This window comes from Carnimonas nigrificans ATCC BAA-78, assembly GCF_000526695.1.
Taxonomy (GTDB): domain Bacteria; phylum Pseudomonadota; class Gammaproteobacteria; order Pseudomonadales; family Halomonadaceae; genus Carnimonas; species Carnimonas nigrificans.
Window position 1 is genome coordinate 52904 of record NZ_JAGO01000015.1, and the last position, 18661, is coordinate 71564.

An 18661-nucleotide genomic window follows, 5' to 3' on the forward strand; every position below is an offset into this window, starting at 1 on the left:
CATGATCATAAAATTGCTGCATGGCACCTGGACGATGATTCGTACCGTCCTGATGGTCGCCAGCCACACGTTCAGAAAGCGCGAAACGCTGCTTTATCCAGAGCAGAAGGTGCCGCTGCCGCCACGCTATCGCGGGCGTATTGTGCTGACCCGCGATCCCGACGGCGAAGAGCGCTGCGTGGCGTGCAACCTGTGTGCCGTTGCCTGTCCGGTAGGCTGTATCTCACTGCAGAAAGGTGAAAAGGACGACGGACGCTGGTATCCCGAATTCTTCCGAATCAACTTCTCGCGCTGCATCTTCTGCGGTCTTTGTGAAGAAGCGTGCCCAACCTCGGCAATTCAGCTAACGCCGGATTTCGAGCTGGGTGAGTTCAAGCGTCAGGATTTGGTGTTCGAGAAGAAAGACCTGCTGATTTCTGGCCCCGGTAAGGATCACGATTACAACTTCTATCGTGTGTCGGGGCTGTCGATTGCAGGCAAGGATAAGGGGGAGGCGCAAAATGAGGCCGAGCCGATTAACGTCAAGTCGTTGCTGCCGTAAGCCACAAGAGGTCCTGATCGTGGAATTCGCGTTTTATTTATCTGCAGCAGTCGCCGTTGCCGCCACCTTTTGCGTGGTGACTGGCGTTAACGCCGTGCATGCGCTGCTGAATCTGGTGGTCTCGCTGATTGCCATCGCGATGGTGTATTTCTCCATCGGTGCGCCTTCGGCGGCAATCCTGGAAATTATCGTCTATGCCGGTGCCATTATGGTGCTGTTCGTCTTCGTTGTGATGATGCTCAACCTGGGCCAGGCGGCGGTAGAGCAAGAGAAGGCATGGCTCAGACCCGGTATCTGGCTGTGGCCGTCGATCATGGCAGCGCTGCTGCTGGCGGTGTTGGTCTTTACGCTGTTCATGGATAGCCGAGGCTATGGCGTGGGCGGTGTGACGCAAACGCCCAAGCAGATCGGTATGGCCCTGTTCGGCCCCTATATTGTGCTGGTCGAGCTGGCAGCCTTCCTGTTGTTGGGCGCGCTGGTGGCGGCGACTCACGTAGGACGTGATGAAGGCCATCAGGATCAAGCGGGTGACCGTCCGGAGGGGCTGAAATGAATAACGCAATCTCTTCCGTGCCATTGGAGCACGGCCTGATTCTTGCGCTGATTCTGTTTGTGATCGGTGCCGCGGGGCTTCTGGTGCGTCGTAATGCACTGTTTGTTCTGATGTGTCTTGAAATCATGATGAACGCAGCGGCGCTGGCATTCGTAGTAGCCGGGGCGGCATGGGGCAAGGCCGATGGTCAGGTGATGTTTATCTTTATCATCACCCTGGCGGCGGCTGAAGCCAGTATCGGTCTCGCCTTCCTGATTCAGCTTCACCGTCGATTCAAAACCGTTGATATTGACGCCGTCAGTGGGATGAAAGGATGAACTACTTATTTCTGGTCACACTCTTTCCGCTGATTGGTGCTGTACTGCTCGCCATTTTCCGCCGCATGCCGGTGAATCTGGCGGCCACTATCGGCGTAGGTTCGATTGGTCTTTCGGCATTGACCACACTGGCGCTGGCGCTCCAGTTCTTTGGCAACGATCAGACCGCCTTTGTTCAACACCTGTGGACCTGGATCTCGGTAGAGGCATTTGAGGTCGGGTTCGATTATCGCCTCGATGGTCTGTCGCTCACTCTGCTGGGCGTGATTACCGGCGTAGGCTTTTTGATTCACCTGTTCGCCTCCTGGTACATGCGTGAAGATCTCAAGGATCAGGTGGATTATCTCTACACCCGCTTCTTCTGCTACATGAACCTGTTCGTGTTCAGCATGCTGGTGCTGGTGCTGGGGAATAACCTGCTGCTGATGTTCCTTGGCTGGGAAGGCGTGGGTCTCTGCTCCTACCTGCTGATCGGTTACTACTACCGCGGTGAAGCCAACGCTTGGGCGGCATTCAAGGCGTTTATCATCACACGCGTGGGCGATGTCTTCCTGGCAATCGGCATGTTCCTGATCTGGATTCAGTTCGGAACACTGGATATTCAGACCGTGATCGCGCAAGCGCCCGAGGTCATGGCGGAAGGTACGCTGCTGACCGAGGTGACCGCGCTGATGCTCTTGGGTGGTGCCGTAGGTAAATCTGCACAGCTTCCGCTGCAAACCTGGCTGGCCGATGCCATGGCAGGCCCAACACCGGTGTCGGCGCTGATTCACGCGGCGACCATGGTAACGGCGGGTGTCTATCTGATTGCGCGTACCCATGTGGTGTTCGAACTGGCGCCGTTCACTGATGAACTGGTGGGCGTGCTGGGGCTGCTGACGCTGCTGATTGCAGGCTTCTCGGCGCTGGCCCAGACCGATATCAAGCGTGTACTGGCCTACTCGACCATGAGTCAGATTGGCTACATGTTCCTGGCGCTTGGCGTTCACGCTTATGGCGCTGCCATCTTCCATCTGATGATCCACGCGTTCTTCAAGGCGCTGCTGTTCCTGGCATCTGGCTCGGTGATTATCTCCTGCCACCACGAGCAGAACATCTTCAAGATGGGCGGACTGCGCAAGAAAATTCCGCTGGCCTACGCTTGCTTTGTGGTCGGTGGTGCGGCGCTGTCGGCATTGCCCATCGTGACCTCCGGCTTCTACTCGAAGGATGAGATTCTGTGGCTCTCCTTCGCCAATGGGCACACCGTGCTGTGGCTCGGCGGTCTGGCAGGTGCCTTCCTGACCTCGATCTATACCTTCCGCATGATCTTTATTGTGTTCCATGGCAAACCGGCCAGCCATGCCAGTGAACATGCCCATGCGCCGCAGGGTATCGCGCACCACCTGCCGCTGCTGGTGCTGATTGTGCTCTCTACCTTTGTGGGGGCGTTTATCACACCGCCGCTCTCGAACGTGCTTCCCGAGACTGAAGTCACCGCGAGCCATGCGCTACAGATTTCGCTTGAAGTGCTGTCGTCAGTGGTTGCCATCGTAGGTTTGGGAATTGCCGCTGCGCTGTTCCTTGGCCGCCGTCGCTTCGTCAAAGGGCTGGTAGAAAGTGATGAAGGTGCCAAGTTGTGGCAATTCTTCAACTCGGCATTCGCTTTCGATGCGATTTACGACCGCCTGTTCGTCAAGCCTTACCTGGCTATTGCACGGCTGCATCGCTATGACTGGATCGACAAGCTGGCAGGGATCTTCCCGGGGCTTGTGAAACTGGGCAACAGCGCCATGTCGGCCTCTCAGAACGGTCAGCTGCGCAGCTATGCGGCTACCTTCGTGCTAGGTGCCTTGGTAATCGTTGCGGCGCTTTTAGTTAGTTGATGACGTTTGGCGCGCGCTGGCTGAACAGTGGTCTGGCTGGCGCGGCGCTACTCTTTAAGGAAAAGGAATCGAGACGCTCATGATTCTTCCATGGCTCATATTGATCCCATTCATCGGCGGCCTGTTGTGTTGGCTGGCCGGTTACATGGGCCACGCTTTGCCCCGCTATGTCGCACTTGTGACCATGGGGCTGGTCACCGTGCTGTCGTTCTGGTTATGGGCCACAGGTGACTTCCAGCTTGGTGCGGTTGGCGCCGTTCCTGCCTGGACCCATGAATTCCAGGTCGGCTGGATAGAACGCTTCGGTATCACTTTCCATTTGGCGATAGATGGCTTGTCGCTGGTGATGATTATCCTCTCCGGTCTTCTCGGCATTCTCGCGGTAGGCTGCTCGTGGAGTGAGGTAACTGATCGTATCGGCCTCTTCCACCTGAACCTGATGTGGATTATCGGCGGTGTGATGGGGGTATTCCTGGCCATTGATCTCTTCCTGTTTTTCTTCTTCTGGGAAGTGATGCTGGTGCCGATGTTCCTGCTGGTGGCCTTGTGGGGGCATCACAGCGACGAGGGCGGCTCCCCGGCCAAGGCAGCCATCAAGTTCTTCATCTATACCCAGGCATCAGGGCTTCTTATGCTGCTGTCCATTCTCGGTCTGGCGTTCGCGCACTATTACCAGACTGGCGTCTTTACCTTCGATTATCAGGCGCTGCTTGATAGCCCGATTGGTGGCACGCTGGGTATGGTGCTGATGCTCGGTTTCTTTATCGCCTTTGCGGTCAAGCTACCGGTGGTGCCCCTGCACGGCTGGCTACCGGGAACACACGCTCAGGCACCTACTGCTGGTTCGGTTGACCTGGCGGGGATTCTGCTCAAGACAGCGGCATATGGCATGTTGCGCTTTGCGCTGCCTCTCTTCCCGGAACAGTCGGCCCTCTTTGCGCCGGTCGCGATGGCGTTGGGTCTGATCGGTATCTATTACGGGGCGGTATTGGCCTTCCCGCAAACGGATATCAAGCGTCTGGTGGCCTGTTCCAGTATCTCGCACATGGGCTTTGTCCTGATCGCCATCTACTCAGGCAGCACGCTTGCCTTGCAGGGTGCGGTGGTGCTGATGGTTGCTCACGCATTCTCGGCGGCCGGCCTGTTCATTATCTCCGGTCAGCTCTATGAGCGCTTGCACACCCGTGATATGCGCCAGATGGGAGGGTTGTTCGGACGAACGGGAGCGTTGCCTGGCTTTGCCTTGGTGTTCGTGATGGCCTCGCTGGGCATTCCGGGTACCGGCAACTTCATTGGCGAATTTTTGGTGCTGTTCGGTGCCTTTGAGGAGTCTCCCTGGGTGGTAGTGATTGCGAGTGGAGGGCTGGTGCTTGCTGCCGTCTATTCACTGGTATTGATGCTGCGGGTCTATTACGGCGCTCCGAAATCAAAAACTGCACTGCCGGGTCTTGGTGTTCGTGAAACGTCGATGCTTGCTCTGCTGGTCGTGGCTCTGCTGATTACAGGCTTCTTCCCGCAACTGGTATTGAATCTTTCGCTGCAATCAATGACCGAAGTTACACAGTGGTTTCTGAATCCTTCCTTGCTTCAATAGACTGAGCCGCCATGAATTTGACATTGACACATTTATTCGCGCTCCTGCCGCTGATTATCGTCGGCATCACGGTCGTCGTGGTCATGCTCTCGGTGGCCTGCAGAAGGAATCACTTCCTTAATGCGACCTTGAGTGGCTGTGGCCTGATCCTCGCATTGCTCTCCGTTTTCTGGGTGCAGTGCAGCGATCACGGGAGCCAACTTCCGACGCTGGTAAGCCCGATGGTAGCGGTAGATAGCTACTCGCTCTTTTATATCGGGCTGATTCTGGTGGCGGCGCTGGCATGTATCGTATTCGCGTATGCCTATTTCGATCGCCTGAAGGTGCACCGCGAAGAGTTTTATCTGCTGCTGCTGTGCTCCACTCTGGGGGCCATGGTGCTGGTCTCTGCGGTACATATGGCCTCACTGTTCATCGGCCTTGAGCTGATGTCGGTACCGCTTTACGGAATGGCGGCCTATATCTTCAAGCGCCAGCAGTCGCTGGAAGCGGGCATCAAGTACCTGGTGCTGTCAGCTGTTGCCTCTTCCTTCCTGCTGTTCGGCATGGCACTGCTGTTTGCGGCATACGGTGAGCTTGGCTTTGCAGAACTTGGCCTCAAGCTGGTGTCGGTTGATTATCTCGATACCTGGACCATCATCGGTGTTGGCATGATGGTGATCGGGCTGGCCTTCAAGCTATCCGTCGCGCCGTTCCATATGTGGACTTCTGATGTGTATGAAGGGGCTCCGGCTCCGGTATCTGCTTTCCTGGCGACCGTCAGCAAGGTGGCGGTATTTGCCGTGCTGGTTCGTTTCTTCATTCTTGCGCCAACCTTCTCGGTGAAACTGCACACGGTAATTGCTGTGCTGGCAGTGCTGTCGATGCTGACAGGTAACCTGCTGGCGCTGCGTAGCCACAATATCAAGCGCCTGCTGGGTTACTCGTCGATTGCCCATCTTGGGTATCTGCTGACGGCGGTTGTCGTATTGCGCAGCGGTGTTTCCGATGGTGCGGGTGAGCTGAGCGAAAGTGGACAGCTGGTGCTCGAAGCTACAGGCGTCTACCTGGTCGGTTATGTACTGACATCGCTGGGCACCTTTGGTGTGGTGGCGCTGGCGACTCATGCTGACAGCGCCAATCGTGATACCTCCGAACTGCGCGGGCTTGCCCAGCGTCGTCCGGTGCTGGCCGTGTGCATGGCCTTCATGCTGCTGTCACTGGCGGGTATTCCTCTGACGGCCGGCTTTATTGGCAAGTTCTATGTGCTGGCGCTGACGGTCAATGGTGAGCTGTGGTGGTTGGCCGCGAGTGTGATCGTGGGCAGTGCCATTGGTCTCTATTACTACCTGCGCACGATAGTAGAGCTGTTCCTGCCAACCGACGATGCTACCGTCACTGCGGCGAATGGCCGTGGACAGGCGCTGGGTGCGCTGGTGGTCGTGATCGCGGCAGCACTGACTCTGTGGATTGGTATTTTCCCAGAGCCCATTATCACTATGGTCAACAGTGCGTTGCCGGTAGGGTTGTAACCGGCACCCTCGCTTATCGAGGGGCGTATGAAAGCCGAGGCGGAGATAACTCCGCCTCGGCTTTTTTCTATCCGTAAAACGCAATTGGGTGAGCGTAATCCACCTAATCCTTCCAATATATGGTAGGTTAATGCGCCTCTTATGCGCTTTTTGAGAAAGGAAGCGCGCCACTTAATAACGTTAAAATCAACCAAGACTTTGCCATGACCACTTCTTCCATTGCTTCCCGTTCAGGTGACGTTTCGCAAGTGAACGCAAAAAAGGTGGATCGTTCCGATCTGCGTTGGATATTGGGGTTATATGGCACTGCCATTGGAGCGGGAACGCTGTTTTTGCCGATCAATGCAGGTATTGGCGGCGTATGGCCGCTGGTGATGATTGCGCTGCTGGCATTTCCGGCCACTTACTTCTCGCATCGCGGTTTGATGCGCTTTGTCTTGAGCGGCGCGGAGCAGGGCGACCGTGATATGACGATGACCTTCAAGCGCCATTTTGGACAGACAACTGGCTCGCTGCTTACGATATTTTATTTCTTCGCGGTATTTCCATTGCTGCTGGTGTATAGCGTCGCGCTAACCAATACCGTGCAGAGCCTGCTGATTCACCAGTTCGGCTGGTCACCGATTCCCCGCGGCTGGCTATCGTTACTGTTGATGGGGGCGTTGGTCTTGATTGCGCGGGGCGGCCAACAGCGCATTCTGAAAACCATGAGCCTGCTGGTCTATCCTTTCATTATTGCGCTTGTTGCACTGGGGCTTTTTCTGATTCCCCAATGGAAAGGGGAGTTCCTGACAACGGCCGCTGAGCCGATTAACTGGCATCACATGACCTATACCCTGTGGCTGGCGATTCCGGTCATGGTCTTTTCCTTCAACCACTCCCCGATGATTTCTGCCTTTTCCGTGGCTCAGTATCGGCGCTATGGTGAACGCGCCGAGCAAAAAGGATCGCGTATGCTCGCGGTAGCCCACCTGCTGATGGTCGTGACGGTGATGTTCTTCGTATTCAGCTGCGTGATGACGTTATCACCTGCCAACCTTGCCGAAGCACGCGATCAGAATGTCACCATTCTTTCCTATCTGGCCAATTACCTGGGCAGACCTGTGATCGCCTATGCTGCGCCCATCATCGCACTGGTAGCGATCAGCAAGTCCTTTCTGGGGCACTACATCGGTGCGGAAGAGGGCGCCCGTGGATTGATTGGCAATCGTGGGCGTGGCGTTGATCTGCTGGTCTCCATCATGATCTTCATCGCGTGCTGGATGACCGCTACGCTTGATCCCAGCATCCTCGATCTGATCGAAAACCTCGGCGGCCCTGTGATTGCCGTACTGCTGTTTCTGGTGCCGATGGCGGCGATCTACTCGGTGCCCGCCCTGGCCAAATACAAGCGTGCCCCCTCCAACCTGCTGGTAATCGCCGTGGGCCTTATTGCCGTCTCCGGCATGCTGTACAAGTTTCTGAGCTAGCATGAAGAGCGCCGCTGGCAGTGACCAGCGGCGCGTTTGGTTGGGGATGATTAGGATGCTGGAGAAAGTGCCGGATTTGCCTCTGTGACAAGGCTCGAAGCAGCCAAGAGACGATGAAAGCAGATGCCTTGAGGTTATCTCGATATCTGCTTCCATACTTCCCGGTGCAGCACGTTAGGCAAGCGTCCCGCGCCGATAGAGCCGATCTTCCTCACGTACTTCGTTAACGTTTAGCAAGCCATGAAAGCCCATCTCCCGATCCAGTTCTGCGCTCAGCAAATGCAGCGCATGAACGAGGCCGCGCCGGCCACCAAGGATGGTGGCGTAAAACAGTGGACGGCCAATCATCACGCCATCTGCCCCCAGCGCGATCGCCTTTAACGCATCCCCGGCACGCCGCACGCCGCCATCGAGCAGAACCGTCAGCTCAGGGCAGGCTGCGCGGATGTTTGGCAGGGCTTCCAGCGGTGTGATGGATGAATCGCTTAAACGGGCGCCATGATTCGAGACAATCACGCCATCGACGCCAATCTCCTGTGCTGTTAGCGCATCGCGTTCGGAAAGAATACCCTTCAGCAGCAGCTTGCCGGGCCACTGTGCGCGAATAGCACGAATATTGTCCCAGTTGAAGTTGGCCGCTCCACCGATCGACCCTGTGTTGGAAGCAAAGATACTGGGGCCACGCTGGGGGGTAACGTTTTCAATGTGCGGAATCCCGCGCCGCAGCAGGGTACGAGTGAAGCGGCTCAGCACCCAGCGCGGATGGCGGAGCATATCAAACCCCAAGCGCGCCGATGCCTTGAACGGCATGGCGTAGCCAGCCCGCGTTTCCGGCTCGCGTCGGGCAGCCACCGGCACATCGACCGTAATTACCAGAGTCTTGAAGCCTGCGTTGCTAACGCGCTCGACAACGCCTCTGATCAGCGCTGCATCGTCTGGCAGATAGGCGGCGAACCACGCCTCGGGATTCACCTTGATTACCTCTTCCATGGGCGTAATGGAGTTGGCACTCAGCTGATAAGGCACATTTGCGTTATATGCCGCTGCCGCCATCGCGATATCAGCGTTATAGCCCAAAACCGCCGCCGCGCCGAATGCCGACACGCCAATCGGCATGGCAAAACGCTGGCCGAGTAGCTCGATGGCGGCACTTCGTGAAGCGACGCCGCGCAGCTGCTGCGGTATTAGCGCCCACTGCTTGAAGGCATCGCGGTTCGCAGCCAGTGTTTCACCGTCGCCTGCCGAGCCTGAAACGTAGGCGAACAGCGCCCGTGGCAACAGGCGCTGTGCAGCCGCGCTGTAGTCGTCCAGATTCAGATAACGCTTTTGATCGCTGCGACGTGGAGTTAGCGGAGTACTCATGGCAATGCTCTTGTTTATTCGGAATAAAAAGGACGTTCGCTACACCACGAGGCTTAGTAGCAGGACGAATACCAGGCCAAACACGGAGATCAGCGTTTCCAGCACTGACCAGGTCGCAAAGGTCTGTTTGATCGAAAGGCCAAATGACTCTTTAATCAGCCAGAAACCGGTGTCATTGACATGGGAAAGGAAGACGCTGCCCGCACCAGTTGCCAGCACCATCAGGGCGGGATCAACCTGGCTTGATTCCATCAACGGCAGCACCATCGCGGAGGTACTGAGCGCTGCGACCGTTGCCGAGCCTTGAGCAGTACGAATCATGGCAGAGATAAGCCAGGCCAGCAGCAGAGGAGAAATCGCGCTGTGCTCAAACAGGGCCTTCACGTAGTCGCCCACGCCGCCTTGCAGCAGCACTTCCTTGAAGGAGCCGCTAATGCCGAGAATCATGACCAGCATGGCAATGGAGCGCACCGCTGTTTCCATCGAAGCGGTCAGCTCTTTCATCGAACGCTGACGCATCACCCCCATGCTGAATATGGCAAACAGCACCGATATCAGCATCACCATGGTGGGCTTGCCGATCATCTCGATTGCGTTGAACAACAGGTTGTTCTCAATGTTCCATGCTTCCTGCATGAACTTGATGATCGTTGCCATCAGCATCAATAGCACCGGCAGCGCGGCGGTAATGGCACTGATTCCAAAGCCAGGCAGTTGAGCGCGATCCAGCTCCTTCACTTCTCCCAGCGAAGTAACATCGCCCACCGATTTGATCACCAGCAGCTGTGGTGCGGTGCGCTTTATCAGCCATACAAACAAAGGGCCGGCCAGCAGCAGGGTAGGAATGGCAACAATCACGCCGTAAATCAGCACCATGCCGATGCTGGCCTGATATTCAGAAGCGATGACAGTGGGGCCAGGATGGGGCGGAAGAAAGGCGTGTGTTACCGACAGCGCGGTAATCATCGGCAGGGCAAGATAGAGCAGCGGCTTTTGCGTCTGGCGGTGAATCTGATAAACGATAGGAATCAGCAGCACTAGTCCCACTTCAAAAAACAGGGCAATGCCGAGCACGAAGGCCGTTATCATCACCGATAGCTGAACCCTGCTTTCACCGAAACGCTCGATAAGCGTGGCCGAGATCTGCTGGGCACCGCCGGCATCGGCCAGCAATTTGCCAAGAATGGCACCGAATACAAAGATCAGGCCCACACCGCCAAGAGTGGCACCAAACCCCTTCTCAATGGCAGGTACTATGGCGTCCAGCGGCATCCCCAGCGCAAAGGCCAGCAGACATGACACAATCGCCAGCGCGATCAGTGTCTGTACCCGCAGTTTCATGATAAGCACCAGAAGCACCAGGATTCCCAGCGCAGTGATGATAAGAGGCATATGTGCAATTCGCTTTTTAGTGGATTAAGCGGCCCCTTATATCAGAATGACTGAGCGCAGGAAGGAGGGTATAGACTTATGTCTAAGAAGGGCGGCTAAGCATGGGAGGCAGCCGGTAGCGCTTTTCCTGAGAGGTAGGTGCTGGGTAGTGTCTGCCTACACTAACACCTTCTTCTGTGGTCGTTTGCCGCTTTCGGTCTGCTCGATACTTTTGATGCACTCAAGCGGCAGTCGAATACGTGCAGCAACGGGCAGGTGGTCGGAGAAGAGCTGATCGAGTACATGGTACTCCTGCACATGCAGGCTCTTGGAGATCAGAATATGGTCGAGGGCGCGTTTGGGCTGCCAGGCGGGGTAGCTGTCCAACGCTTCGATGGGTGTTAGATCCACCGCGTCGAAAAAGTGGGGGTGACTTCCCAGCTGGTGACTGGTGGCATTCAGATCGCCCATAAACACTACATTGTTGAGCGGTGCAATGAGCTTGCTCAGGTAGTCGAGCTGCTTGTATTGCGTTTTCGCGCCGAGGGCAAGGTGAGCGACAAAAATATGCAGTGCATCGTCGCCATTGCCAAAACGCGCATGCATGGCGCCACGTCCGGGAGGGCCAGGCAGCTTGTGATTAATGATTTCAGCGGCAGGGAAACGGCTTAACAGCCCATTGCTGTGCTGGGCAAAGCGCCCAAGATTACGGTTTAGCTGCTGGAAGCAGTAAGGGATGTTCGCTTTATCGGCAAGATAATCAATCTGATTGATATTGCCCGAGCGAAAGCTGCCGCCATCGACTTCTTGCAACCCAATGATGTCGTAGCCCTTTAACAGCTCGGCAATCAGGGTAAGACGCCGGTTGCGCTTGGCGTTGGGAAGAAGATGCTGCCAGCTATGGGTCAGGTACTGATAAAACGCCTGCGTACTGATGCCAACCTGGAGGTTGAAGGTCATCAGCCTGATGTCCTGCGGCACCGTCTCGTGTTTGGGTGCGCTGGTTTCTGGGGAGGTATCGCTGTCCAATTGCGGCATGCTCCATTGAACACTCATCAAGAGAGCGTCCAACGCCTGGGTAGCGCTGGACGCGGAGGGCGATTACTGCGCTGATTTTTCGGCGCGTGCTTTCTCGATCAGCTGATCGGTCACGTTCAGCATATTGTCGAGGCCGCCGGCGGTTTGCGGTGTTACCACATATTTACCGTCTACGACGATCGCTGGTGTTCCCATGATCTTGTAAGCCAGCAGTTCGGAATGAGCGCGATTGACCTGACTTTTCAGACCGAAGGAGTTGAGTGTGTCGAGCACTTTTTCCTTGCTGACGCCATAGTTTGAATAGAAGTCAGCGATATCGTCAGGATCGGTCAGGCGACGATGCTGCTGGTGAATCGCATTGAAGAAGTCTTCATGTGTCTTGTCGAGGATGCCGAGATCCTGTGCGGCATAGAAGGCGCGCGCATGGTCGGTCCAGGTCTTGCCCATGGTGGCGGGCAGCAGCTCGACATCGACATCATTGGGTGCCTTGTCACGCCATGTCTTGAAGCTCGATTCGAGGTCGTAGCAGTGGGGGCAGCCGTACCAGAAGACTTCCTGCACCAGAATCTTGCCGCCGGTATCGTGGCTTACCGGTTCACTCAAGGTTTGATAGCTGTCATCTGCCTGAGCGCTTGAAAGGCACGCAATCGCAGCAACGCTGGCAATCGCGAGCAGGGCCAATCGTTTCAACATCGTGATTATTCTCCTGAATCAATAGGGATGGCGGACGGCCACAGTTGAGGTATTGGAACTTAAAAGACGATTAATGTTCCGAACCATGTGCAGGCATCGCTCGCGCCACAGCGGATATTCGTTAGTCTGACATTTATTTTTTTCGGCGTCAGCCCGCCATGAGCGCCTTGCCTGTGTGTCATGAGTCACTTGAGAAGCAGCCCGCATGAGATCGTCAGCGGATTATCCCGAGCGGAACACCTTCGGCTCTGGGCTGGCTAGAGGGCTGGCGTCAGCGCTTAACGTGTACTGCTTCGTCGCTATTCTTTACACTAGTGGCCTGATTGCTCAAGTGTAGGCATACAGCAAACATTTGTCTGCAACGGCCTGGCCTTCAATGCAGTTGCTGTCTGGAAGCAGGCGGCAAGCGACCATTTCCTCCGATATTTCCGCAAGAGTTCCCGATCATGACGTCACCGCAAACGCTCAACTATCGCAAGGCGCAGTTTTTGACCAGTGCGCCTACCCTGGCTGCCTGTCCTGAAGACAGCGGTGCCGAGGTGGCGTTTGCAGGACGCTCCAACGCGGGCAAGTCGAGCGCCATCAATACCCTGACCAATCAGAAGTCGCTGGCACGTACTTCCAAAACGCCAGGGCGCACTCAACTGATCAACTTCTTCTCGCTGGATGACACCTATCGTCTGGTCGATCTGCCCGGCTATGGCTTTGCCAAGGTGCCTGAAAAGGTCAAGCTGGAGTGGCAGCGCCACCTGTCGGACTATTTGCAAAACCGCAGCGCCCTGCGCGGTTTGGTGCTGCTGATGGACGTTCGCCATCCGCTTACCGAATTTGACCGCACCATGATCGGGTGGGCCGATGAGTCAGAGCTGCCATTGCAGCTATTGCTGACCAAGGCCGATAAATTGAAGCGCGGCGCCGCCATGAATACGCTGCAAAAGGTCAAGCGTGAGCTGGCGGGCTTCTCCGGTGATGTTCAGGTACAGCTTTTCTCATCGTTGCAGCGCCAGGGAGTAACCGAGCTTGAACAGCGCCTCAATGAGCTGCTGTTGGGGCAGTAAAGGCGCAATCAGATGTGATTCTGGCGGGAAGGGTAGCCGCCAGAGCCTATATGCCTAAGAGCCTGTTTGTAACTCAGTAGAACCGACGCGCAGCAGACGTTGAACAGGCGCTAAGCGCTGCTCGCTCTTGCCAGCAGCAGCGCCGGTACTGTGCGTACAATGCTTTGCTTGCTTGAGCGATAGTGCTCAAGGATGGCTAAAGTCTCCTTCGCCATCGTCTCGATATCCTGATCGAACGAGCTTAGCTGATAAGCGTCCCAGGCGCTGGCATCGGTGTTGTCATAGCCAATCACGGCTACATCATCGGGTATTTTGACTCCTAGCGTCTGGCGCAGCGTATCCATGGCCCCCAGGGCCATCAGGTCGTTGGCGCAAAAAAGCCCCTGAGGGCCACTACCTTCTCGCCATAGTTGAAGCGCCGCGGCGGCCCCGCTCTGATAGCTGAAATCACCGCATGCGCTGGCGATATCGTTTACTCCGTGTTCCGCAAGATAGACTGAAAATCCTTGCCAGCGTTGCCGTGCTGCGGGGCTATCTTGCGGGCCGTGAATAAAGCCAAAATGTTGGCACCCTCGCGTCATCAAGTGGGCCGCCGCTTGCCTTCCTGCTGTTTCATTATCCGAATTGACCGAACTGACCCCAGGGGCATTCTGCACATTGTTGAACGCCACTACGGGAATTCCGGTACGCGACAAACTCGCTGCTGTGGCTGGCGTGATGACCGCCAGCGCACTCACGATGGCATCGACGCGGTAACGCATCGATTGGTTGATGGCGTCATCAAGGGCATGATCGCTATCGACGCATGACACCAGCACTTGCTGGCCTTGCTGCTGTAACGCATTGGTCAACGCTTGCAGCACGCGTGCATAAAACGGGTTCTGCATTCTGCCGGTAACCAGCGCAATCATCTGCGAGCGCTGCCCCTGCATGATGGCGGGCAAGGCATTGGGGCGGTAGCCAAGCTGATCCGCGGCGGCCACTACCTTGGCGCGGGTCTGTTCGGAAACACTGCCGCGGCGTGAAAAAGTGCGTGAAACCGCCGACTGGGAAACTCCAGCGAGGCGTGCAACGTCGGTCGATGTGGGCAAACGATGGATATTTTTCACGGGGTTGCTCTGTGCTTCGTTCGACTATCAGCCTATTGATGCAGGCCGAAGAAAACTCCTATTTTGAATGTGTGTGCATAGCTATGCAATTTATTGAATCGTCGAATAGGAGCCACTGATGGCCAATCGTGGGGTGCTCGATACTTTCAACCTTGCGGGTAAAACTGCGCTGGTAACCGGCGGTTATCGCGGCATTGGTAACGCCATTGCCTGGGCGCTGGCAGAAGCAGGAGCGTCGCTGATTATTGCCGCGCGCAATCTGGACAAGGCTGAGCAGGCCGCTGAAGCGTTCAAGGAAGCAGGGCACAGCGCCAGCGCACTCAAGGTGGATGTCGCTGATAACGAGAGTGTGCAGCAGGCCATCGCGCGTATCGAGGGCGATATCGACGTGTTGGTGAACAACGCAGGCATTTGCTACCACGAAGCCGCTGTCGACATTGCGCCCGAACGGTTCACCGAGGTGATCAACGTCAATCTCAACGGGGTGTGGTTCTGCTCGCAAGCGGTAGGCAAGCGCATGATCGCCCAGGGCGGCGGCACCATTATCAATATTGGTTCGATGTCGGGGGATATCGTCAATCGTCCGCAAATGCAGCCTGCCTACAACGCCTCGAAAGCCGCCGTGCATCACCTGACGCGCTCACTGGCGGCAGAGTGGGCACCGCACCATATCCGCGTGAATGCCATTGCGCCCGGTTACATCAATACCGATATGGCGCCGGTGGATGATCCGCGCTTCAAGCGCTACTGGGTCGATGATGCCCCCCAACGGCGAGCGGGGCTGCCCTCTGAGCTGGGGCCGCTGGCGGTGCTGCTGGCGAGTGAGGCTTCTTCCTTCATGACAGGTGAGATTGTGACTGCCGACGGTGGCTACACCCTGTTCTAGCGCTGGTTATTCATTTTCATTGAAAGGGAAACAGGACATGAGCATGTCACAACGATTTCGCGATAGTACGGTGCTGGTTACCGGTGGCGGCGGTGATATTGGACGGGTGATTGCGGCTCGCCTGGCGCAGGAAGGCGCCACGATTGCGCTGCTGGATATTGATCAGCACAAGCTCGACAGCGCCGTTGCCTGGCTGAGCGAGCAAGGGGCCAACGTTGCCGGTTTCTGTGCGGACATCACTGATGTGAAGGCGCTGGAGCAGGCGGTCGATACGATTATCGAGCGTTTCGGCAGCATTGAGCTGCTGTTTAATAATGCGGGCTATCAGGGCGCCTTTCAGCCGCTGCATAAGTACCCCGCCGATGACTTCGCTCAGGTGATCAATATCAACGTGGTGGGCGCCTTTAATGTATTGCGCGTGGTCAGCCAGCATATGGTGGAGAGGCAGTTTGGACGCATTGTGAATACCGCCAGCATGGCAGGCGTACAGGGTACTCCTAACATGGCCGCTTACTCCGCATCGAAGTTTGCGATGGTGGGGCTGAGTGAAACGGCGGCGAAGGATCTGGCGCCCTATAACATCCGCGTGAATGCGATCAGCCCAGGATTCATGGGGCCTGGCTTTATGTGGGAGCGGCAGGTGGAGCTTCAGGCCAAGGCGCATTCGCAGTACTACTCGACCGACCCCGCTGAAGTGGCCGAGCAGATGATTAATAGTACGCCGATGCGCCGCTACGGTGCGCTGGAAGAGATTGCCGGTTCGGTGGCCTATCTGATGAGCGACGACGCCAGTTATATCACTGGCATCAATATTCCGATTGCGGGCGGCTAGTAGCAGTGCCGTGGTTGTTATTGGTTGTGTGGTGATCTTCTTGCATTTGGGTACATCGTAATGAATAGAGAGCACGCGGAAGGCGAGCAATCCGCTAAACGCATTATCCTCGCCATTATCGTGATTGCCGCGCTGGGCGGTATGCTATATGGCTACGATACGGGGATTATCTCTTCCGCGCTGCTGTCGATCAGCGACGATTTCCAACTGACCGACTTCGGCAAGGAGGCGGTGACCAGCGCCATTCTGGTCGGCGGCATTGCGGGAGCTTTTATCAGCGGCCCGATCTCCGACCGTATCGGGCGCAAGCGCACCATTTTGCTGGTGGCGTTGCTGTTCTGCGCTGGTGGTATCCTCACCAGTATCGTGACCACTACGCTGTCGATGATTCTGGCGCGCTTCTTTCTGGGGCTGGCGGTAGGGGCAATTACCCAAATCATGCCGGTCTATATTGCTGAGCTGTCACCTGCGGCCATTCGTGGCAGTTCAGTGGTGCTGTTTCAGGTGATGATTGCGGTAGGGCAGCTGCTCTCCTATGTGATCGGCTACCTGATTGCGGGGCATTGGCGCATCATGTTCCTGCTGGCCATCATTCCTGGTCTGGCGCTCTTTATCGGAATGTTGCGCTTGCCGGAAAGCCCGCGCTGGCTGGTATCAGGGGGAAACAAGCAGGCCGCCTTCAAGATTTTGCAGCGCGTGCGCGGCAGTGAAGACGTTGCGCGGCGTGAGTTGGACACCATCAGTCAGGTGAATCACAACGAGCAGGGCAGCTGGAGCGATCTATGCACTCCTTGGGTGAGGCCCGCGCTGATAGCCGCGATTGGTATCGCCATCCTGTGTCAGCTCACTGGCATCAATGCGGTGATCTACTACGCACCCACCATCCTGCGCGATGCGGGCTTCACGACCAATGCGTCGCTGCTCGCCACCATCGGGGTCGGCGTAGTGCTCACGGCTGTAACGCTGCTGGGCTCCTGGCTGGTTGACAAGATCGGGCGGCGCAAGCTGATGGTGCTGTTTATTCCGGTCTCGATTGTGGCACTGGTCGTGCTGGGGGCTTGTTTTGTGGGCGGCAACCCGGTGGGTGCCGAGAAGTGGATAGCAGTAGCCGCGATGCTCGCGTATATCGCCTTTAATGGCGGCAGTTTGTCGGTGATTATCTGGTTGATCAATTCCGAGGTGATCCCGCTCTTTATTCGCGGCAAGGGCACGGGGCTGGCATCGGTATCGCTGTGGAGTGCTGATCTGCTGGTCACGCTCTCAACGCTGAGTTTGATCAGCGCCTTTGGCGCAGCCGCTACCTTCTGGGGCTATGCGGTTATCTCGCTGTTTGCCTTTGTGTTCGTGCTGCTGTGTGTGCCGGAAACCAAAGGGAGAACCCTTGAGGAGATCGAAGCCTCGCTACGCAACGGTACTTTCCGACCGACGCAGCGTAACGGCTAACCCATTGGTGCGGGCGGGGTGAAGAGGGCAGGCGCTATACGGTGCCTGCCTTGCTGTTGAGGGAGGCAGTGGCTGGTAGCTGGTCTCTGAGGAAACTGACGAGTGCTACGTTACAGGCGGCTGGCACAGATGAATTCTGCCCACTCCCTGACCTGCCCCTAATACTTCTTTCCACGCCTTTATGTCGTTATCGCCGAGACGTTGACGTAACCGCTCGGCGGGATAGGCGTTCAGGGCAGGAAAGTTGCCCACAATGCCGCTTTCACCCGTTTTATGCACAGCCCAGCGAGTGCAATACCTGAGGAAGATCTCGCACATGTTCGATACGGTGAATGCGCTCGGTCAGAGGGCGCGGCTCGTTGAAGAGATCAATCCAGACCGCTTGCATGCCGAGTGCAGCGGCAGGTTCCACATCGCTGGTCCATGAATCGCCTACGTGCATGGCGTGCTCGGGAGCGATATCGCCAAGCGCCTGCAAGGTATGCAGAAAAATGCCGTGATCGGGCTTGGGCATACCCAGTTCGCCGGCCTTGAATATCACATCGAAATGTCTGGCGAGGGGTAGCTGATTGACATCAACATTACCGTTGGTGATGACCGCGAGCCGATAGTGCGGGGCCAGCTCCGCCAGCAGCGCGTCCACTTCAGGATAAGGGGTGACCAGATGGCGCAGCTCCAGCATCTTCTCTGTGGCGCGCCTGGCAAGCTGGTCAGCTGCCGATTCGCTCAGGCCATGCTCTTTCAGTACCTGCCAGGTAACCTGTTCACGCACATAAGTGACGTCACCACGACGCGGGGTGCTCATCAGCTCTGCTCCTAGCTGCATCCGCCGCTGTTGCATTTCCGCTTTCTCTATCTGGAGTGGCTGACCGATTTCACGTTCCAGCCATCGCACCATCTCGCTCTCAAGATGCTGCATAACCGGTACGTTATCCCACAGGGTGTCGTCGATATCGAAGGTAATGGCGTCGAGTCGCATGAGCGCTCCATAGAGGGAAGGTAAAGGCTTCGCCGTGACG

17 protein-coding genes are annotated in these 18661 nt (G+C 56.5%); 11 read left to right on the plus strand and 6 right to left on the minus strand.

What is annotated here, in order from left to right:
- Position 1 precedes the first annotated feature (1 nt).
- The 7 genes from nuoI (at position 2) to L881_RS0110195 (ending at position 7850) form a co-directional block, all read left to right on the plus strand.
- On the plus strand, positions 2-541 hold the full coding sequence (gene nuoI / locus L881_RS0110165) for an NADH-quinone oxidoreductase subunit NuoI (protein WP_025733590.1): 540 nt from the start codon (positions 2-4) through the stop codon (positions 539-541).
- A gap of 19 nt (positions 542-560) precedes the next feature.
- The gene (gene nuoJ / locus L881_RS0110170; RefSeq protein WP_025733591.1) at positions 561-1094 is read left to right on the plus strand and encodes an NADH-quinone oxidoreductase subunit J; all 534 of its coding nucleotides are present in this window, start codon (positions 561-563) and stop codon (positions 1092-1094) included.
- A complete protein-coding gene (gene nuoK, locus L881_RS0110175; RefSeq protein ID WP_211238912.1) occupies positions 1091-1411 on the plus strand; it encodes an NADH-quinone oxidoreductase subunit NuoK in 321 nt (106 codons plus the stop codon). Before nuoJ ends, nuoK begins: the two co-directional genes overlap by 4 nt.
- Entirely contained in the window at positions 1408-3276 is a 1869-nt protein-coding gene (nuoL, locus tag L881_RS0110180; protein ID WP_025733593.1) for an NADH-quinone oxidoreductase subunit L, read from the plus strand. Before nuoK ends, nuoL begins: the two co-directional genes overlap by 4 nt.
- A gap of 79 nt (positions 3277-3355) precedes the next feature.
- On the plus strand, positions 3356-4870 hold the full coding sequence (gene nuoM / locus L881_RS13200) for an NADH-quinone oxidoreductase subunit M (protein ID WP_034579288.1): 1515 nt from the start codon (positions 3356-3358) through the stop codon (positions 4868-4870).
- A gap of 11 nt (positions 4871-4881) precedes the next feature.
- A complete protein-coding gene (nuoN, locus tag L881_RS0110190; protein WP_025733594.1) occupies positions 4882-6381 on the plus strand; it encodes an NADH-quinone oxidoreductase subunit NuoN in 1500 nt (499 codons plus the stop codon).
- 203 nt (positions 6382-6584) lie between these two features.
- Complete coding sequence (locus L881_RS0110195; RefSeq protein ID WP_025733595.1) at positions 6585-7850, plus strand: SLC5/6 family protein; 1266 nt, start codon at positions 6585-6587, stop codon at positions 7848-7850.
- Positions 7851-8024: 174 nt separating this feature from the next.
- Here the strand turns inward: L881_RS0110195 and L881_RS0110200 are convergent, their stop codons facing one another.
- From L881_RS0110200 to L881_RS13205, 4 genes are all read right to left on the minus strand, one after another.
- Positions 8025-9212, minus strand: coding sequence for an alpha-hydroxy acid oxidase (locus tag L881_RS0110200; protein ID WP_025733596.1), 1188 nt, complete (start codon positions 9210-9212; stop codon positions 8025-8027).
- A gap of 39 nt (positions 9213-9251) precedes the next feature.
- Positions 9252-10604 carry a gluconate:H+ symporter gene (locus L881_RS0110205; RefSeq protein WP_025733597.1) on the minus strand — a complete coding sequence of 451 codons (1353 nt, stop codon included), beginning with the start codon at positions 10602-10604 and terminating at the stop codon, positions 9252-9254.
- A 156-nt stretch (positions 10605-10760) separates the two neighbouring features.
- A complete protein-coding gene (locus L881_RS0110210; protein ID WP_084055477.1) occupies positions 10761-11639 on the minus strand; it encodes an endonuclease/exonuclease/phosphatase family protein in 879 nt (292 codons plus the stop codon).
- Positions 11640-11684: 45 nt separating this feature from the next.
- Positions 11685-12314, minus strand: a complete 630-nt coding sequence (locus L881_RS13205) for a thiol:disulfide interchange protein DsbA/DsbL (RefSeq protein ID WP_034579290.1) — start codon at positions 12312-12314, stop codon at positions 11685-11687.
- Positions 12315-12760: 446 nt separating this feature from the next.
- Between L881_RS13205 and yihA the strand changes: the two genes are divergently transcribed.
- Entirely contained in the window at positions 12761-13372 is a 612-nt protein-coding gene (yihA, locus tag L881_RS0110225) for a ribosome biogenesis GTP-binding protein YihA/YsxC (RefSeq protein WP_025733600.1), read from the plus strand.
- Positions 13373-13482: 110 nt separating this feature from the next.
- Here yihA and L881_RS0110230 read toward each other — a convergent pair whose 3' ends face one another.
- Positions 13483-14481, minus strand: coding sequence for a LacI family DNA-binding transcriptional regulator (locus L881_RS0110230; protein WP_025733601.1), 999 nt, complete (start codon positions 14479-14481; stop codon positions 13483-13485).
- A 118-nt stretch (positions 14482-14599) separates the two neighbouring features.
- Between L881_RS0110230 and L881_RS0110235 the strand changes: the two genes are divergently transcribed.
- The 3 genes from L881_RS0110235 to L881_RS0110245 are packed head-to-tail and all read left to right on the plus strand — an operon-like array spanning position 14600 to position 17642.
- On the plus strand, positions 14600-15367 hold the full coding sequence (locus L881_RS0110235; RefSeq protein WP_034579293.1) for an SDR family oxidoreductase: 768 nt from the start codon (positions 14600-14602) through the stop codon (positions 15365-15367).
- Positions 15368-15410: 43 nt separating this feature from the next.
- Entirely contained in the window at positions 15411-16199 is a 789-nt protein-coding gene (locus tag L881_RS0110240; protein ID WP_211238913.1) for an SDR family NAD(P)-dependent oxidoreductase, read from the plus strand.
- 60 nt (positions 16200-16259) lie between these two features.
- Positions 16260-17642 (plus strand): sugar porter family MFS transporter, encoded by a 1383-nt coding sequence (locus L881_RS0110245; protein WP_025733604.1) that lies wholly within the window; start codon positions 16260-16262, stop codon positions 17640-17642.
- A 271-nt stretch (positions 17643-17913) separates the two neighbouring features.
- Here L881_RS0110245 and L881_RS0110250 read toward each other — a convergent pair whose 3' ends face one another.
- Positions 17914-18621, minus strand: a complete 708-nt coding sequence (locus L881_RS0110250; RefSeq protein WP_025733605.1) for an HAD family hydrolase — start codon at positions 18619-18621, stop codon at positions 17914-17916.
- Positions 18622-18661: the final 40 nt, after the last annotated feature.